This is a genomic window from Larsenimonas rhizosphaerae (assembly GCF_026240105.1).
In the GTDB taxonomy this organism is placed as follows: domain Bacteria; phylum Pseudomonadota; class Gammaproteobacteria; order Pseudomonadales; family Halomonadaceae; genus Larsenimonas; species Larsenimonas rhizosphaerae.
Genome location: NZ_JAPIVE010000001.1, coordinates 1,375,151 through 1,392,276, shown reverse-complemented (window position 1 = coordinate 1,392,276; position 17,126 = coordinate 1,375,151). Strand labels below are relative to the sequence as shown.

Genomic DNA, 17,126 nt, shown 5'->3' with positions numbered 1-17,126 from the left:
TTAGCCAATGGTCGTTATGACGAAAAGATAATGCCCGAAGGTCTAATGGCTTATTTGGTCACGAAAAACTAGATTCCAGTCGAACTTAATCGATTAAGAAAACCGGCTACTGTTCCTCGGGCCGGTGTTGACCCGGAGGGTAGTGCGATGAAGCTTAAAGTATTGGCAGCAGGGGTGATGATGGCGGTCGCTGGACCTGCCATGGCAGCAGAACTGACGATTTCCTGTGGTGCGGTAGGTGCCGAATTGCAGCTTTGCAAGGAGGGCGTCCAGCAGTGGGAGGCCAAAACGGGGAATACCGTGAATGTGGTGTCGACTCCCAATTCCTCTACGGAGCGCCTGTCGCTCTATCAACAGATCCTTAATGCGCAATCAAGCGATATCGACGTCATGCAGATCGATATCGTCTGGCCGGGCATGCTGGGATCGCATCTGGTGGATCTGAGAAAGTACCTGCCAAAAAACGCGACGGATGGTTTCTTTGACACTCTTATCGACAGTAATACGGTCGATGGCAGGCTGGTCGCCATGCCCTGGTTCACGGATGCGGGCGTGTTGTATTACCGCAAGGACCTGCTGGAGAAATATGATGCCGAGGTCCCCGAGACCTGGACGGCGTTGACCGATACTGCCACACGGATTCAACAGGCCGAGCGTGATGGGGGCAAGGGAGGCATGTGGGGGTATGTCTTTCAGGGCAGCGCCTATGAGGGCCTGACCGTGAATGCACTGGAATGGATTGCCTCCTTCGGTGGCGGCACCATCGTCGATGACGAGGGGGAGGTGACGGTCAATAACCCCCAGGCTGCTAAGGCGCTGACGCTCGCTTCCACATGGGTCAACACGATTTCACCGCCGGGTGTGCTGAATTACACCGAGGAAGAAGCACGGGGTGTCTTTCAGTCAGGCAATGCCGTCTTCATGCGTAACTGGCCCTATGCCTGGTCGCTGGCGCAGGCTGATGCCAGTGATATCAAGGACAAGGTTGGCGTAACCCAGCTGCCCAAAGGCGGCAATGATGGTCAGCACGCCGCCGGTCTGGGGGGCTGGAATCTGGCGGTATCGCGCTACAGTGATCACCCGGAGCTGGCAGCACAACTGGTTGCATTCCTGACCAGCCCCGAGGAGCAGAAGCGCCGCGCGCTGGAAGGGGCTTATAATCCGACGATCGCTGCGCTGTACAAGGATCAGGACGTACTCAAGGCCGCACCTTTCTTCGGTACGCTCTATACCACCTTCACGTCGGCGGTTGCACGCCCGTCAGCAGTGACACGGGACAAGTATCCCCGAGTATCCAATGCGTTTTTCAATACGGTTCACAAGGTGCTTTCCGGTCAGACCACGGCTGAGCAGGGCCTTGAAGCACTTGAAGGCGATCTGGATCGCGTCAAGCGGCGTCGCTGGTAAGTCTGACCTGAAGGGGTAAGTACCATGGCTTCACACGATACTGCCGTTGCAGGCAATACCTCCCGCCCTTCAGGGCGGGAAAGGGGAACACGGGTCAGGCGTCGCCGCGTTAGAGCGGCCTGGATTTTCCTGACCCCGATGCTGATCGGTTTGCTGCTGGTGGCCGGCTGGCCGCTGATGCGTACCTTCTGGTTCAGCATGACCGATGCGAGTCTCAGCCAGATGGGTGGGGCAAGCTTTATCGGTCTTGAAAACTATCTGGTCTATGACGACGGCTGGTACGGGGTTCTGGCGGATTCACTGTGGTGGAATTCGGTCTGGAATACGCTGTATTTCACCGTGGTATCGGTCGGATGCGAGACCGTACTGGGCATTATCGTGGCGCTGGTACTCAATGCGAACTTTCGTGGTCGTACCCTGGTGCGTGCCGCAATGCTGATCCCCTGGGCCATTCCGACCATCGTTTCGGCCAAGATGTGGGCCTGGATGCTCAATGATCAGTTCGGCATCATCAACCACATTCTGATATCCCTCGGGCTGATCGACATGCCTCTGGCCTGGACGGCAAACGCGGATCTGTCGATGTGGGCGGTCATCATCGTGGATGTCTGGAAGGCTACTCCCTTTGTTGCCCTGCTGGTGCTGGCAGCGCTTCAGATGCTGCCTTCGGACTGCTATGAAGCAGCGCGGGTCGATGGCATCCATCCGGTGCGTGTCTTCTTCAAGGTCACGCTACCGCTGATCACTCCGGCATTGCTGGTGGCGGTCATCTTCAGGGCGCTGGACGCACTGCGTGTGTTCGACGTGATTTATGTACTGACCTCCAATGCCTCCTCCACCATGACCATGTCGGTGTATGCACGCCAGCAGCTGGTCGAGTTCCAGGACGTCGGGTATGGCAGTGCAGCGTCAACGTTGCTGTTTTTGATTATTGCACTGATCACGGTGGCCTATCTCTATCTTGGCCGGCGTCAGCTGGGGGGTGATTCATGAGCGCAAGGGCTATCAAGGGCGCATTGCTGACACTGGGCTTCTGGCTGATGGTCATTGTTCTGGTGGTGTATGCCGTGTTCCCGTTTTATTACGCGGTCATTACTTCGTTCAAGCCATCCAGCGAGCTGTTTGAGGTGGGTTACTGGATTGATCACCTCGATTTTTCCAATTATACCGCCGTACTGACGCAGGGGTCGTTTCTGGCAAGCATTCGCAATTCGATCATCGTGGCTGTCAGCGTGGTGGCGATCGCCCTGCTGCTGGGACTGACGGCATCCTATGCGCTGGGCCGCGTGCGCTTCAGGGGTCGTACTCGCGTCATGATGCTGGTGCTCGGCGTATCGATGTTTCCTCAGGTGGCGGTGCTGTCAGGCCTTTTTGAAGTGATCCGAACGCTCAATCTCTACAATTCGCCGGGCGGCCTGATTCTGAGTTACACCATTTTTACGCTGCCGTTCACGGTGTGGGTGCTGACCACGTTCATGCGGCAGTTGCCCGATGAGCTTGAAGAGGCGGCCATCATGGATGGCGCATCGCCCTGGATTACGCTCACGAAGGTCTTCATGCCGCTGATGTGGCCGGCGATGGCAACCACGGGGCTGCTGGCATTCATTGCGGCCTGGAATGAATTCCTGTTTGCCCTGACGTTCACGCTGACCGATTCCGAGCGCACCGTGCCGGTGGCGATTGCGCTGATCTCCGGTGGCAGCCAGTACGAGTTGCCCTGGGGGCCCATCATGGCTGCATCCGTCATCGTGACCGTGCCGCTGGTCATACTGGTACTGATTTTTCAGCGACGGATCGTGTCCGGGCTGACTGCCGGTGCCGTCAAAGGATAATTCCCACTTTCGGGCAGGATAAACAGGAGTAGCCATGGCCAGCGTACAGCTTGATCATGTCAGTAAGCGCTTTGGTAGTACCCATGTCATCAATGGCGTGTCGTTGAGTATTGAAGATGGTGAGTTTGTGGTGTTTGTCGGGCCTTCCGGCTGCGGCAAGTCCACGTTGCTGCGGTTGATCGCCGGGCTTGAATCCATTACGGACGGTGATCTGATGATCGGGGATCAGCGGGTCAATAACCTGACCCCGCAGGAGCGGGGGGTGGGGATGGTCTTTCAGTCCTATGCGCTTTATCCGCACATGAGTGTTTACGACAACATGGCCTTCGGCCTCAAGCTTGAAAAGGCAGGCAAGGAAACCGTGGCTGAGCGCATCAATGAAACGGCCCGCATCCTTCAGCTTGAACCCTTGCTTGAGCGCAAGCCCAAGGCGCTCTCCGGCGGTCAGCGACAGCGGGTCGCCATGGGGCGTGCCATGGCCCGTGAGCCTGGCATTCTTCTGTTTGATGAGCCGCTTTCCAACCTGGATGCCTCACTGCGCGTGCAGATGCGCAATGAGATAGCGCGGCTGCATGGCCGGCTGGGCTCGACCATGATCTATGTCACCCACGATCAGGTGGAAGCCATGACGCTGGCAGACAAGATCGTCGTATTACGTGCCGGCCATATCGAGCAGGTAGGATCGCCCCGCACACTTTATGAGCGTCCGGCATCAAAATTCGTGGCGGGATTCATCGGGTCTCCGGCGATGAACTTCATGGCGGCTACTCTGGTTGATGCCACCGATACCGGATGTCGTGTCAACGTACCTGGGCTGGGGGATATCGATCTGCCATTCCAGGCTCGGGATGTCTCAAGAGGAGCATCCCTGTCACTGGGTATTCGCCCTGAACACCTTCAGCCCGGCGATCCCGAAGGAGACAACCGGTTCGATGTGGTAAATGTCGAATATCTGGGGAATGAGTGTTGCATCTATCTGGATAACGCGACGGATACCTTCCTGACCAGTCGTGTCGAGGCGGCAACGCCCATCACGCGTGGGGATACGGTGTCACTTCATCTGGAGCCGCAGCATGTTCACCTGTTTGACAGCGATGAGCGTGCCCTGGCGCGTACCGGCGCCGATCGTCAATAAAGGATCTCGCACTGACTCGCAGTGCAAGCGCCCGGATGCACCATCCCGGGCAATACATCAATCAAGGGCAGTCTTTTGAACTGTCCCGGGAGAGTAACATCATGACTGACCAGGCCTGGTGGCGCGATGCGGTGATCTATCAGATTTATCCGCGCAGCTTCAAGGATAATAACGGTGATGGCATCGGCGATCTGCCGGGCGTGACATCGAGACTGGATTACCTCAAGACGCTCGGGGTGGGTGCGCTGTGGCTGTCTCCGTTTTATCGCTCTCCTCAGGCGGATGCCGGATATGACGTTGCTGACTATCGTGACGTGGATCCACTGTTCGGAACGCTGGCGGATTTTGATGATCTGCTTAGTGGCGCCCATGATCGAGGGCTGCGGATCATTGTCGATCTGGTGCCCAACCACACCTCCTCGGAACATGACTGGTTCAAGGCGGCGATGGCGGCAGGCCCGAACAGCAGGGAGCGGGCTCGCTACATGTTCAGGACGGGCCGTGGGGAACATGCCGAGCAACCCCCCAATAACTGGCAAAGTGTTTTTGGTGGTCCAGCCTGGACCCGGGTAGAGGGCGAGGATCAGTGGTATCTGCACCTGTTTGACAGCAGTCAGCCGGACCTTGACTGGACCAATCCCGAAGTGCGCGAAGAGTTTGAATCCGTACTGCGCTTCTGGCTGGATCGGGGCGTCGATGGATTCCGTGTAGATGTGGCACACGGCATGATCAAGCAGGAAGGCCTGCCTGATTTTGAAGGTGATCAGTCAATGATCGAGGGGGGCAACCGGGGGCCAATGTGGGATCAGGATGGGGTCCATGAGATCTATCGGGCATGGCACAAGGTGCTTGACGAGTATGATGGCGACCGGATGATGGTGGCAGAAGCCTGGGTTCATCCGCAGGAACGCCTGGCCCGTTATGTCCGCCCTGATGAAATGCAGCAGGCATTCAACTTTGACTACCTGCTGACGCGCTGGAACAGCAAGGCACTGAAACAGGTGATCGATACTTCCATTGCGCAGTCTGCCAGTGTCGGTGCGGTACCCACCTGGGTCATGTCCAACCATGATGGCGTACGTCACCCATCGCGACTGGGGCTGGCCGACCCCGGTGCGCGCCCGAACGGGCTGACCGCTCAGGACCCGCAGCCGGACGAAGCGCTGGGGTATCGCCGTGCCCGTGCCCTGATCATGCTGACGCTGGCACTGCCGGGATCGGCGTACCTGTACCAGGGGGAGGAGCTCGGGCTGCCGGACCATACCACCATGGACTCCGAATACCGTCAGGATCCGACCTTCCATCGCACGCAGGGCCGGGAAATCGGCCGTGACGGGTGTCGAGTGCCACTGCCCTGGCAGGCCGATGCGCCCGCACTGGGCTTTGGTGGCGAAAAAACACCCTGGTTACCCCAGCCTGAAAGCTATGCGCGCTATGCAGTAGACCAGCAGGAGCACGATGATACCTCCATGCTTTCCCTGTATCGTCAGTTGCTGCAACTGCGGCAGGCTCATCAACTGGGGCGCGGGGAGGTCGAGTGGCAGCCTGTCGAGCAGGAGGCTGTGCTGTCATTGGTCAATGCGGGGGTGAGACTGGTCATCAACCTGGGGGATCAGACGGTGCCGATGCCCGAGGGAGATGTTCTGGTGACCAGCCTGCCTGATAACACCTTCCAGGACGGTATTCCCGCCAACGCGGCTGTCTGGCTGCGCGCCTGAGATCAGGGCAGGGCGGATTTATCGGCCCTGCCTTGTTTGACGATCGAGTGTGGTTGCATACTTGGGTAGCCCCCTCATGAAGAGAGCTTCGATTGAAAAAGCAAAGGAATGCTACGGCCCCTCGGCGAGCTACGCTGAAATCCGTCGCTGCTTATCTGAATATCTCCACCGCTACCGTTTCCAATGCCTTTAACCGCCCTGACCAGTTATCCAGTCAATTGCGTGAAGAGGTGCTGGCAGCTTCCCGTGCGCTGGGTTATCAGGGCCCGGACAGTCTTGGTCGTAGCCTGCGCACCGGCCAGAGTCGCATTATCGGGATCATGCTGGCCGATAACCTGAGTCACAGTCTGACAGATAGTGTGGCCAGCGAGTTTCTGTCGGGTATCTCGGAGGTGCTGGATTTGCACGGGTATCGCATGCTGCTGCTGACTCAGTCAGCCAGTCAGGAGATTCGTAACGAATTCAATGGCATCTCGGATGGCTACCTGGTGTATGGGTCTCTGCCCACCACGACCTCCGCTGCGCTGGCCCGTGGTGATTTCAGCCCGGCGGTCACGATTGACATGCGTCAGGCTGATATTCCTTCCGTGCAGATCGATGATCAGGCGGCGTCGAACATGATCGGGGAGTTTGCGCTGGCAAGCGGAGCGCGCCGCCCTGCAATACTGGCGCTTTGCATGTCACTTGAAATGTCTTCCGGGCGTTATGACCGTGATCAGGTTGCAATGGAGCCCAATACCATGGCGTATCAGCGTCTGGCAGGTTTTGATGAGGCCTTGTTGGCGGCCGGTCATGATCCGCAACAGGTGCCGGTGTGGAACGTGAAAAGCAATACCTTTACAGAGGCGGTGTCGGTGGTGGAGGCTCTGTTGAGCGAGGATGCTCCGGACCTGGTGCTGTGCATGTCAGACCAGCTGGCACTGACGGTACTCGCCATTGCAGAGCAGCGCGGTATCGATGTGCCGGGGGCGCTGGCAGTGACCGGATTCGACGGCATTCCGGAAGGCCAGCAGCGTCGGCCGATACTGACCACGGTCTATCAGAACAGTCGGGCCAAGGGACGGCTGGCGGCCTTGATGGTTATCGATCAGAGCGACCAGGAGCAGGTGATACTGCCAACCTGGTTGATTGTCGGGGATACCTGTCCCGCCGTTGCCGGCTAGGAGGAAGTCTGACTGGTGTAGGCACCTGCCCATTCGGCAAGCAGGCCCTTGCCACCGGCAAGGGTCAGCGCCAGATCGGCCAGAGCATCCCAGGTTGGTAGCGGATGCGCTCCCTTGATGGACTGGTCTATGCGCTGAGCGAACAGCAGTAACTTGTTGAGCCGCTTGTGCGGCAGCCTGCCGAGCGCCTTTTGATAGGCTGGGCGACGCTTTTCAGGGATCATCGGCCGTTGGGCCTTGCAGGCATGTTCAAGGCTCTGGCCCTGATCGAGCAGTTGCCGCAGTGACAGTAGCGTGCGCAGCTCCCGCCCCAGTGCCCACAGAACCACCGGCGCTTCGATACCTTCTGCCTTCAGTCCCTGCACGATGCGTACGCTGCGATCACGCTCGCCGAGCAGGCAGGCATCCGTCAGGGTGAAGACATCAAATCGGGCGCTGTCCTCGACGCCTGCCGCGATGGCCTCGGCTGTCAGCCGGCTGCCTGCCGGATACAGCAGGCGCAGCTTGGTCAACTCCTGATCGGCCGCCAGCAGGTTGCCCTCGATGCGGTCTGCCAGTAACTGGGCGGCTTCAGGCAACAGTTCCAGCTCCACTCGTCGTGCCCGATCACGGATCCAGTACCCCATGCGCTGATGATCCACCGGCCAGACCGGGACAAAAATGCCGGCCTTGTCGACGGCCTTGAACCAGGCACTCTGCTGCACCTTGCGATCAAGGCGTCCGGCCGTAATCAACAGCACGTTGTCATGGCTGGCTGACTGAGCGTACTCCGCAAGAACCTTGCCACCTTCCTGACCGGGAGACTGATTGCCGAGGCGAACCTCGATCAGCTTGCGGGAGGAAAACAGCGACAGGGCATTGGCGCTTTCCAGCAACTGGCCCCATGAAAACTGAGGCTCGACGTGCATGACGTCGCGTTCCTCTATCCCTGCGTTCCGGGCTGCTGCCCGAATTCGGTCACAGGTTTCCATGTGGATCAGCGGCTCATCTCCCGCCACCAGGTAAATCGGGGCGAGAGACTTGCCCAGCTGTTCAGCGAGTTTGTCGGGAAAGACTTTCATCGGAAACGGCAGTAGTATCCAGGGCCTGCAGGCGCTCGATCAGTTGATGGGACGCTTCTTCGCGCAGCTGTCTCTCGAGATCATTACGCTGGTTGTCGCGCGACAGAAGTCGGTCCGTGCTGGTGGTGTACGTTCCGGTGGCTTCCACGGTCTGCTGGTCAGCCAGGTAGGCACCGTCCTCACTGCGCTGCACTGACCAGGGCAGGGTGTAGGTGACTTCCCGCTCCTGACTGCCGACATCGCCAAAGGTCAGCTCATGTTCGGAGAACGATTCACTGCCCAGGTTCAGCGTCAGCGGGGCATTGCTGTCAATAGCGACATTGGTACCTTCAAGCGTGTCGACTACGGACTTGTAGGCGTAATCCCGCGGCCCACCCCCGTCCCGTGACTGTACGGCCAGTGTGCTGAAGGGCAGCGCCGCATCCTGATAGCCTCGCAGCTGAAAACCGCATGCGCTGAGGGTCAGCGCTGCTGCAAGTCCTGCCGTGCCGGCCAGCCATGCACGTCGATTCATCAAAGCCTCCTTGCATCAATCCGCCGGGCAGGGTCGCCCGGCGCACGATAATCAGTTTGCAACAATATTGACCAGCTTGCCGGGCACCACAATGACCTTGCGCACCGTTTTGCCGTCGATATGCTTGACAACATTGGGCAATGCCATGGCCTGAACTTCGATGGCATCCTTCGTTGCATCCGGTGATACATCGATCTTGTCACGTACCTTGCCATTGACCTGCACGACCACGGTAATGCTGTCACGGGTCAGAGCCTGTTCATCGACGGCCGGCCAGCAGGCATCAATCACGGGCGAGTCATGGCCCAGCACACCCCACAGGGCATGGGTCAGGTGAGGAACAATCGGTGCGAGGATCAGCACGGCTGCTTCCACGGCCTCACGGGCTACGGCCAGTCCCTGAGGGCTGGTGTCGTTGAAGCGACCAACGGCATTGGTCAGCTCCATGACGGCCGCGATGGCCGTGTTGAACGTGGTGCGTCGGCCGATGTCATCACCCGCCTTGGCGATGGTTTCGTGCGTCTTGCGGCGCAGTTCACGCTGGCTGGTCTCGAGTGCGCTGGTATCCAGTGTTGCCGGTGTGCCGGCCTCGACATGTTCGTGCACCAGACGCCACAACCGTTTCAGGAAGCGGTGCGCGCCTTCCACACCGGTATCCGACCACTCCAGCGACTGTTCGGGCGGGGCGGCAAACATCATGAAGAGCCGCACGGTATCGGCCCCGAAGCGGTCGATCATCGACTGCGGATCAACACCGTTGTTCTTGGATTTCGACATCTTCTCGATGCCACCCATGTCGACAGGCTGACCATCACTGATCAGGGTGGCTGACAGCGGACGGCCCTTGTCATCGCGGGTAACTTCCACATCGGCCGGGTTGAACCAGTCCTTGCTGCCATCGGCATTCTGGCGGTGGAACGTTTCGGCAATCACCATGCCCTGCGTCAGCAGGCGCTTGAAGGGCTCATCACTGTCTACCAGACCGAAATCACGCATCAGCTTATGGAAAAACCGGGCGTACAGCAGGTGAAGGATGGCGTGCTCGATCCCACCAATGTAAAGATCGACCGGCAGCCAATAGTTGGCCCGCTCATCCAGCATAGCGTCCTGGTTATCGGCGCAGCAAAACCGCGCGTAATACCAGGATGATTCCATGAAGGTGTCGAAGGTGTCGGTTTCACGCGTCCATCCATCACCCAGATCATAAAAGGCGGGGGATTTCTTGAGCGGTGATCCACTGGCATCGAGCTCGACTTCCATCGGCAATGCCACGGGGAGTTCATCATCGGTCAGTGGAACCGTTTCACCGTTCGGCCCGTATTTGACCGGGATGGGGGCGCCCCAGTAACGCTGACGCGCCACGCCCCAGTCGCGGAGGCGGAAGTTGGTCCGCGTTTCGCCGCAGCCAAGCTCGGCGAGGCGCGCGGCGATGGCGTCAAAGGCCGCCTGGAAGTCCAGTCCGTCAAATTCGCCTGAATTGATCAGTACACCGTGCTCTGTCCAGGCGGCGTCGGTTATGTCCGGCGTCTGCCCGGTAGCTGCATCGGCAATGACCGGCTCGATCGGAAGCTGGTAACGCGTTGCAAATTCATGGTCACGCTGGTCATGGGCCGGTACGGCCATGACAGCACCAGTGCCGTATTCCATCAGCACGAAGTTGGCCACATAAACGGGCACTTCACGTCCGGTCAGCGGATGCACGGCCTTGAAGCCGGTATCCATTCCGCGTTTTTCCATCGTCGCCATGTCGGCCTCGGAGGTTCCCCCCTGACGACATTCCTGCCGGAAGGCTTCCAGGCCTTCAACATGTCGGGAGGCCTCCAGGGCCAGCGGGTGATCTGCCGCAATGCCAAGGTAGGTAACGCCATACAGCGTATCCGGCCGCGTGGTGTACACGGTCAACTGATCGATATCCTGGCTGCCGGTCACGCCAAAGGTCAGTTCGACGCCCCTGGACTTTCCGATCCAGTTACGCTGCATTGTCTTGACCTGTTCCGGCCATTCGACGTCATCGAGATCCGCCAGAAGCTCCTCGGCGTAGTCCGTGATCTTCAAAAACCACAACGGAATTTCACGCCGCTCTACCAGCGCACCGGAACGCCAGCCCCGCCCGTCGATGACCTGTTCGTTGGCCAGTACGGTTTGATCGACCGGGTCCCAGTTGACGGTCGACATTTTCTTGTAGACCAGCCCCTTGTCGACCAGGCGCGCGAAAAACCACTGTTCCCAGCGGTAGTAGTCCACGTCACAGGTGGCAAACTCACGATCCCAGTCATAGGCAAATCCGAGGGCCTTGAGCTGCCCGCGCATGTAATCAATGTTTTCATGCGTCCACTTGCCAGGGGCCACATTATTCTTGATGGCGGCATTCTCGGCAGGCATGCCGAAGGCGTCCCAGCCCATTGGCTGCAGGACATTACGGCCGTTCATGCGCTGAAAGCGCGAGACCACATCCCCGATGGTGTAGTTCCGCACGTGCCCCATGTGCAGCTTGCCGCTGGGGTAGGGGAACATGCACAGACAGTAGAATTTTTCGCGACTGGCGTCTTCTACTGCCTTGAAGCACTGATTTTTGGCCCAGAAATTCTGAGCCTCGCGTTCTACATCCCGGGGAGAATAATGTGCGTCCATCGTACTCGCTTTAATACCTTGCCGTGTTCGCGTTATCGCGTTGATTTCGGAGGGCCTGCCAGTCACATGGTCTATGCTTTGAGCATACCTTGAAGCCGAAGGAATCCGTGCGTGATCAGAGCGCATGCCGTTGATCATGGGGGCGACGTTACAGCGTCGCTATCCCCACAGGGTCTGGCCCGCAGGGCCACAAGCATACCCCAGTCGGCGACCGACAGGTAGGGGAGTCACCAGAGGAGTGAGGTCATGAACAATCAGCCGGATCGTCAGCAGCGTTTGAAGGACGCTTACGAGCGTTCCATGTCCCGGTTTGGGGAGCGCGAGCAACAGCGGGAGGATACCTCACGCTGGTCGAAGGAGGGGCTTGCGCGCGAGCTGGACGAAATCATTGCCTTTGAAGCTGACGTCGAGGAGTTTACCAGGGACGAGCTATCGTTGCTGCGGGCCTGGCTTGAGCGGGATGTCCGCCAGTTCGGCCATTTCATGGCTGAAGGCGGGGGCGGGCTGGCGCAGTGGATGGGCATCGATCTGGATTACCTGTCGAACCGGCTGCGCCAGGCCCTGTTTTCCATGGCTGATCGTACCGCTATCGATCAATACCGTTTCAATGATGACCTGGAAGCCGCCCAGGCTGACTACTGCGAGGGGGAACTGGCTCTTCCAGGGCGGATGCGCTGTGTGCATTGTGATCAAACGGTCACCTTTACCACGTCCAGCCTGCTGGAGGCCTGTCATGGCTGTGGTCATCGTTACTTCAAGCGAGACAGCATCCGTGTCGGTTAGTCTGTCAGGGCCGGGCCCTTTATCGCCCGGCCAGCCTTCCCATGTATTCGTGCAGGGCCAGCTGGCTGCGAGCCAGGCTGTCAAGCTGCGGGGCCCACCACATTTCGCCACCGGAAATATCGCTGGAAAAACCGACTGGCGCAGGCACAACGTCCAGCCCTTCCTTTTCGAAATTATGCATGGCTCGCGGCATGTGATAAGCCGTGGTGACCAGCACAATGCGCTTGATACCGGCCTTTTTCAGTATCCTGGCACTGTACTGAGCATTTTGTTCGGTATTGCTGCTGTTGTTTTCAAGCCAGCGAGCGCTCATGCCGAACTCCTGCTCCAGACTGCGCTCCATCAACTGTGCTTCTGATTTTATTGTCCATCCCTGTTTGCCACCGCCGGACAGCAGTATCGGCAGGCCGGTCCGACGAGCAATACGTGCTCCTTCATCCAGCCGCTGGAGCGAGGAGGGGTTGGTGCGGTCCTTCCATCCCAGTTCAGGGGCGCCGTAATCGCGCCCTCCACCCAGGACCACGATGGCTTCCGCGCTTTTCCACTGCGCGACACTTGATGGACCGATATGCTCGATCGGTTTGAGCAACAGACTGGCGACGGGAGGCATGGACAGCCCCCAGAACAGAGCCACGGTGGCGATGCCCAGCCACCGCATCAGGCGGGGCCATTTGGGCATCAGCACCAGAATGATCAGCAGTATTACCAGAAAGATGCCCGGAGGCAGGGCAAAGGTCTTGAGAAGATTCAGCATGGCTTAGTAAAGCTCGTCATGAAATTGTTGTTCCTGGCGTTTGCGCCGGCGGCGCTGACGTTCCAGCCAGCGCGCCGCGATGCCCGACAGTGCCAGCAGTGTCGCCAGAATGCCGGCGGGCCAGCTTCCCCAGAAGGTGAAGGGCGGGGCACCGTGCATTGCCCGGATCGAGCCGGTCAGCACCTGTTTTGAAAAGCGCGGTGCCTCGGCCAGTATTTCGCCGGAGGGACCGACGATGGCCGTCATGCCGTTGCTGGTAGCGCGCAGCAGGTAGCGGTTGTTTTCCAGTGCGCGTAGCTGAGCCATTTGCATGTGTTGCAACGGGCCGATGGAGTGACCGAACCAGCTGTCGTTGGATACCGTCAGCAGCACGTCGGACGTGGCCGCCCGCTGTCGAACGAGGTCCGGGTAGACAATCTCGTAGCAGATGGCTACCCCCAGTTTCAGGCCATCTGCCATGAGGGGCGCGGGTGCCGCGGGTCCGGCCTTGAAATTCGACATGGGCAGGTTGAAGAAATCAATCACGCCGCGAAGCATTGAATCCAGCGGCAGGTACTCGCCAAAGGGAACAAGATGAGCCTTGCGATAGGTACCATCTCCGTTGCCCAGGGCCATCACGCTATTGAAGTAATGGCCTTCAACATCACGCTGTACCACGCCTGTAACAAGTGCTGCCTCGGGCGCAAGAGTCGCCTGAATGCGTTCAAGAAACGGCATGGCCTGGGTATCCAGCATGGGAAGAGCGGTTTCAGGCCAGATCACAATATCGGCATCGCCGGCCTGCTCGCGTGTCAGGGTGGCGTAGGTGTTCGCCGCCGTGCGTTGCCCATCGGGTGTCCATTTTTCCAGCTGGGGAAGATTGCCCTGTACCAGAGCTACCTGATGGGGCGCGCCGGTAGGCGTCGCCCACAGGGTGGGCAGTGCCAGTGGCGCGAGCCAGATAACCAGCAGCGGTATGGCATTGAACCAGGCCCTGCGAATTACCAGGCGATACAGCAGGCCACCGGAAAGCGCGACGGTCAGGCTCAGCAGATAAACGCCCCCCAGTGGTGCCAGGCTGCGAATGGGCGCCTCGACCTGAGCACTGCCGAGGTAGAGCCAGGGAAACCCGGTAAAGGCCCAGCTTCGAAACATTTCCCCCAGTACCCAGATGCCGGCAAAGGCCCACGGGTTTACTGCACCGCGTGGTCGACAATATCGATACAGGCCGAAGGTGATCAGATAAAACAGGGCCAGAGTGGCGGCAAACAGTGCCGTCAGCAGGATGGCCAGAGGTACTCCGGTATAGCCGTAATCATGGATCGAGACATAGACCCATGAGGTGCCGGCGCCAAACAGGCCAAACCCGAACAGCCAGCCTCGCCACAGGGTGCGACCCAGCGCAATCTGTTGCAGGCTGGCATAGACCAGTGCCATCAGCACCGGCGCCAGCCACCAGGCATCAAAGGGAGCAAATGTCAGGGTCATCAGGGCGCCGGCGGCCAGCGCCGTTAAATCGCCCAGCCAGGTACGTCTGGCAAGCGGGTCGGAAAATACCATACATGGCCTTTTGGATGGTCAATACAGGGCGCTACTCGCCGACAGGCGGTGCATACAGACGGTGAGAATATCAGGAAGGGAAGACGAGTGTCTGTGGAGAAGCGGGCTTTTAGTGCGCTGATCGGGGGATCGGAAGCCGCCCGCAGGCGGCTCTCGATTCAGTGGTCATCTCGTGAATCGGTTGAGGATTCATTGGGTGCCCCGGCGGCCTGGGTCCCGATATGGGTGGCCTTCAACAGGCGAATCCGGCGATTATCGGCATTGAGCACGGTAAAGCGCCACTGATTAAGGTCGGTCGATTCAAGCCGGCGAGGCAGATGACCGAGTCGCTGCATTACAAGACCGCCTACGGTATCGAATTCCTCGTCGGAAAATTCCGTTTCAAAGCGGTCATTGAAGTCCTCGATCGGGGTCAGGGCCTTGACGGCAAAGCTCCCGTCACCGAGATCACGAATATCGTCTTCTTCATCCGTATCGTGCTCGTCTTCGATATCACCCACGATTTGCTCGAGAATGTCCTCGATGGTGACCAGACCGGCGGTGCCGCCGTACTCGTCCACCACGACCGCCATGTGATTGCGGGTATCCCTGAACTCCTTGAGCAGGTTATTCAGCCGTTTGGATTCGGGGATGAACATGGCCGGGCGCAGCAGGGTGCGTATATCAAGGCTTTCACGCTCCTCCGGGCTTTGCATGATCAGGGGCAGCAGGTCCTTGACGAGCAACAGGCCAATGATCTCATCGAGATTCTCGTCAACCACCGGATAACGCGAATGTGCGCTGTCCATGATGATCGGGAGAAAGTCCTCTGGGGACTGGTCGGCGCGTATGGCAACGATCTGGGAGCGGGGAATCATGGCTTCCCGTGCCTGTTGATCGCTGATTTCGAACGCGCCTTCGATGATGGCCATGCCGTCCTGGTCCAGGCTCAGGCGGGTGCCGACGTCGCGAAGAAAAAGTTTCAGCTCGTCAACCGAGCTGGGTTCTTCGCTGTCGCTGGAAAATGCACCGAGCAACTTGTCGAGCCAGGATCTGCTGCCCTGGCTACTCGATCGATCATCGCTCATTCGGGGGGTCTCTCGTCCTCTTTGGATGGCAGGTAGGGGTCGCTGATACCGAGTTCTGATAAAAGACGTCGCTCCATGGCTTCCATCTCCTCGGCCTCGGCATCCTCGATATGATCATAACCCAATAGGTGCAAGGTGCCGTGAATAACCATGTGTGTAAAGTGATCCTGCAGCGTCTTGCCCTGTTCGCGGGCCTCACGGTCAATCACGTGGGGGCTCAGTACCAGGTCGCCCAGCAGGGGAAGCTCGATGCCGGCCGGGGCCTCGAACGGAAAGGACAGCACATTGGTGCTTTTATCCTTGCCGCGGTAGGTGGCATTGAGGTCACGCATTTCATCGTCATCAACAAAGCGCAGGGTGAGTTCCCGCTCATCTTCGATGCCGACGGTATCAAGAACCAGGCCGACCCATCGAGTCAGCTGGTCCTCGTCCGGCAGTGGTGTAAATGCCGTGGCAATCTGCCGGTCAATCAAGGCGGTGGTGTTCATTCGTGTGAATGATCCTCCTGGCCGGCTTCAAACCGTTCATACGCTTCGATGATGCGCTGAACCAGCGGGTGACGCACTACATCCTTGGCGGCGAAGTGGGTCAGGCTGATGCCGGGAACGTCCGACAGGATCTTCATGACGTGAATAAGGCCCGACGCCTGCCCCTTGGGGAGATCGACCTGCGTCGCATCTCCGGTAATGACTGCCGTGGAGCCAAAGCCGATCCGGGTCAGAAACATCTTCATCTGTTCACGTGTAGTGTTCTGGCTTTCATCCAGAATGATGAAGGCGTTATTGAGCGTTCGTCCACGCATATAGGCCAGTGGGGCGATCTCGATGACCTGGCGCTCGATCAGTTTGCCTACCTGCTCGAACCCGAGCATTTCATACAGGGCGTCATACAGGGGGCGAAGATAGGGGTCGATCTTCTGAGCCAGATCGCCGGGCAGAAAGCCCAGTTTTTCACCGGCTTCAACGGCTGGGCGTACCAGCAGGATACGACGTACCTGCTGCAGGTTGAGTGCTTCAACTGCCGCTGCCACGGCCAGATAGGTCTTGCCCGTACCGGCGGGGCCGATCCCGAAATTGATGTCGTTGTCGTGAATGGACTGAACGTAGCTTTGCTGATTGAGACCGCGAGGCTTGATCATGACCCGTGGCGTGCGGATCACTACACCGCCGGCCGACTCGTCGCTGGCATCCTCTTCCTCCAGCGCCTCTATGCCTGATTCCTGAAGATAAAGGTGTACCGTGTCCGGTGACAATTCTTCGGTAGCCGTTTCGCGATACAGGTGTTCGATGACATTGGCTGCTGCCCGGGTCTTGACCTGAGGGCCGGCAATCTGAAAGGCGTTGCCACGGTTTCTGACCGTGACGTCAAGGCGGCCCTCAATGAGCTTCAGGTGCTCGTCCTGCTGACCACACAGGTTGGCCAGTCTCATCGGGTCGTTGGGTTCCAGCGACAGCTGAAGAATGCGATGTGCGTTGCTGGCGTTCTGGCTCAAGTTGGATGTCCATGCAGGTTGTTGGATGTA

The 17,126-nt window shown here is 58.8% G+C and carries 15 protein-coding genes; 7 read left to right on the top strand and 8 right to left on the bottom strand.

Annotated features, from left to right (window positions below; all coding sequences use genetic code 11):
• The first annotated feature begins 147 nt into the window (after nt 1-147).
• The 6 genes from OQ287_RS06470 (at nt 148) to OQ287_RS06445 (ending at nt 7,255) form a co-directional block, all read left to right on the top strand.
• Nucleotides 148-1,407 carry an ABC transporter substrate-binding protein gene (locus OQ287_RS06470; RefSeq protein WP_250937894.1) on the top strand — a complete coding sequence of 420 codons (1,260 nt, stop codon included), beginning with the start codon at nt 148-150 and terminating at the stop codon, nt 1,405-1,407.
• Between the two features lie 24 nt (nt 1,408-1,431).
• Nucleotides 1,432-2,400, top strand: coding sequence for a carbohydrate ABC transporter permease (locus OQ287_RS06465; protein ID WP_250937891.1), 969 nt, complete (start codon nt 1,432-1,434; stop codon nt 2,398-2,400).
• A gap of 47 nt (nt 2,401-2,447) precedes the next feature.
• On the top strand, nt 2,448-3,239 hold the full coding sequence (locus OQ287_RS06460) for a carbohydrate ABC transporter permease (protein WP_407658242.1): 792 nt from the start codon (nt 2,448-2,450) through the stop codon (nt 3,237-3,239).
• A gap of 34 nt (nt 3,240-3,273) precedes the next feature.
• Entirely contained in the window at nt 3,274-4,374 is a 1,101-nt protein-coding gene (locus OQ287_RS06455; RefSeq protein ID WP_265895870.1) for an ABC transporter ATP-binding protein, read from the top strand.
• 101 nt (nt 4,375-4,475) lie between these two features.
• Complete coding sequence (locus OQ287_RS06450; protein WP_265895869.1) at nt 4,476-6,092, top strand: glycoside hydrolase family 13 protein; 1,617 nt, start codon at nt 4,476-4,478, stop codon at nt 6,090-6,092.
• A gap of 92 nt (nt 6,093-6,184) precedes the next feature.
• On the top strand, nt 6,185-7,255 hold the full coding sequence (locus tag OQ287_RS06445; RefSeq protein ID WP_265895868.1) for a LacI family DNA-binding transcriptional regulator: 1,071 nt from the start codon (nt 6,185-6,187) through the stop codon (nt 7,253-7,255).
• Here OQ287_RS06445 and holA read toward each other — a convergent pair.
• From holA to leuS, 3 genes are read right to left on the bottom strand one after another with little or no spacing between them, the layout of a single operon-like run.
• Nucleotides 7,252-8,316 (bottom strand): DNA polymerase III subunit delta, encoded by a 1,065-nt coding sequence (holA, locus tag OQ287_RS06440; RefSeq protein ID WP_265895867.1) that lies wholly within the window; start codon nt 8,314-8,316, stop codon nt 7,252-7,254. The genes OQ287_RS06445 and holA overlap by 4 nt on opposite strands.
• Nucleotides 8,288-8,830, bottom strand: a complete 543-nt coding sequence (locus OQ287_RS06435) for an LPS-assembly lipoprotein LptE (protein ID WP_250937879.1) — start codon at nt 8,828-8,830, stop codon at nt 8,288-8,290. The genes holA and OQ287_RS06435 overlap by 29 nt, the downstream gene beginning before the upstream one ends.
• Before the next feature lie 51 nt (nt 8,831-8,881).
• Nucleotides 8,882-11,461: a leucine--tRNA ligase gene (leuS, locus tag OQ287_RS06430; RefSeq protein WP_250937878.1), complete on the bottom strand. Its 2,580-nt coding sequence runs from the start codon at nt 11,459-11,461 to the stop codon at nt 8,882-8,884.
• Nucleotides 11,462-11,707: 246 nt separating this feature from the next.
• Here leuS and OQ287_RS06425 point away from each other — a divergent pair, with 246 nt between their 5' ends.
• Entirely contained in the window at nt 11,708-12,244 is a 537-nt protein-coding gene (locus tag OQ287_RS06425; protein ID WP_250937877.1) for a zinc ribbon-containing protein, read from the top strand.
• A gap of 19 nt (nt 12,245-12,263) precedes the next feature.
• Here the strand turns inward: OQ287_RS06425 and OQ287_RS06420 are convergent, their stop codons facing one another.
• The 5 genes from OQ287_RS06420 to OQ287_RS06400 all read right to left on the bottom strand — a co-directional run bounded on the left by OQ287_RS06420 (nt 12,264) and on the right by OQ287_RS06400 (nt 17,096).
• Nucleotides 12,264-12,998 carry a YdcF family protein gene (locus tag OQ287_RS06420; protein ID WP_265895866.1) on the bottom strand — a complete coding sequence of 245 codons (735 nt, stop codon included), beginning with the start codon at nt 12,996-12,998 and terminating at the stop codon, nt 12,264-12,266.
• Nucleotides 12,999-13,001: 3 nt separating this feature from the next.
• Nucleotides 13,002-14,537 carry an apolipoprotein N-acyltransferase gene (gene lnt / locus OQ287_RS06415; protein ID WP_265895865.1) on the bottom strand — a complete coding sequence of 512 codons (1,536 nt, stop codon included), beginning with the start codon at nt 14,535-14,537 and terminating at the stop codon, nt 13,002-13,004.
• 158 nt (nt 14,538-14,695) lie between these two features.
• Nucleotides 14,696-15,604: an HlyC/CorC family transporter gene (locus OQ287_RS06410; protein ID WP_250937870.1), complete on the bottom strand. Its 909-nt coding sequence runs from the start codon at nt 15,602-15,604 to the stop codon at nt 14,696-14,698.
• Nucleotides 15,601-16,092: an rRNA maturation RNase YbeY gene (ybeY, locus tag OQ287_RS06405; protein WP_265895864.1), complete on the bottom strand. Its 492-nt coding sequence runs from the start codon at nt 16,090-16,092 to the stop codon at nt 15,601-15,603. Before ybeY ends, OQ287_RS06410 begins: the two co-directional genes overlap by 4 nt.
• Entirely contained in the window at nt 16,089-17,096 is a 1,008-nt protein-coding gene (locus OQ287_RS06400; RefSeq protein WP_250937866.1) for a PhoH family protein, read from the bottom strand. The genes ybeY and OQ287_RS06400 overlap by 4 nt, the downstream gene beginning before the upstream one ends.
• Nucleotides 17,097-17,126 lie beyond the last annotated feature (30 nt).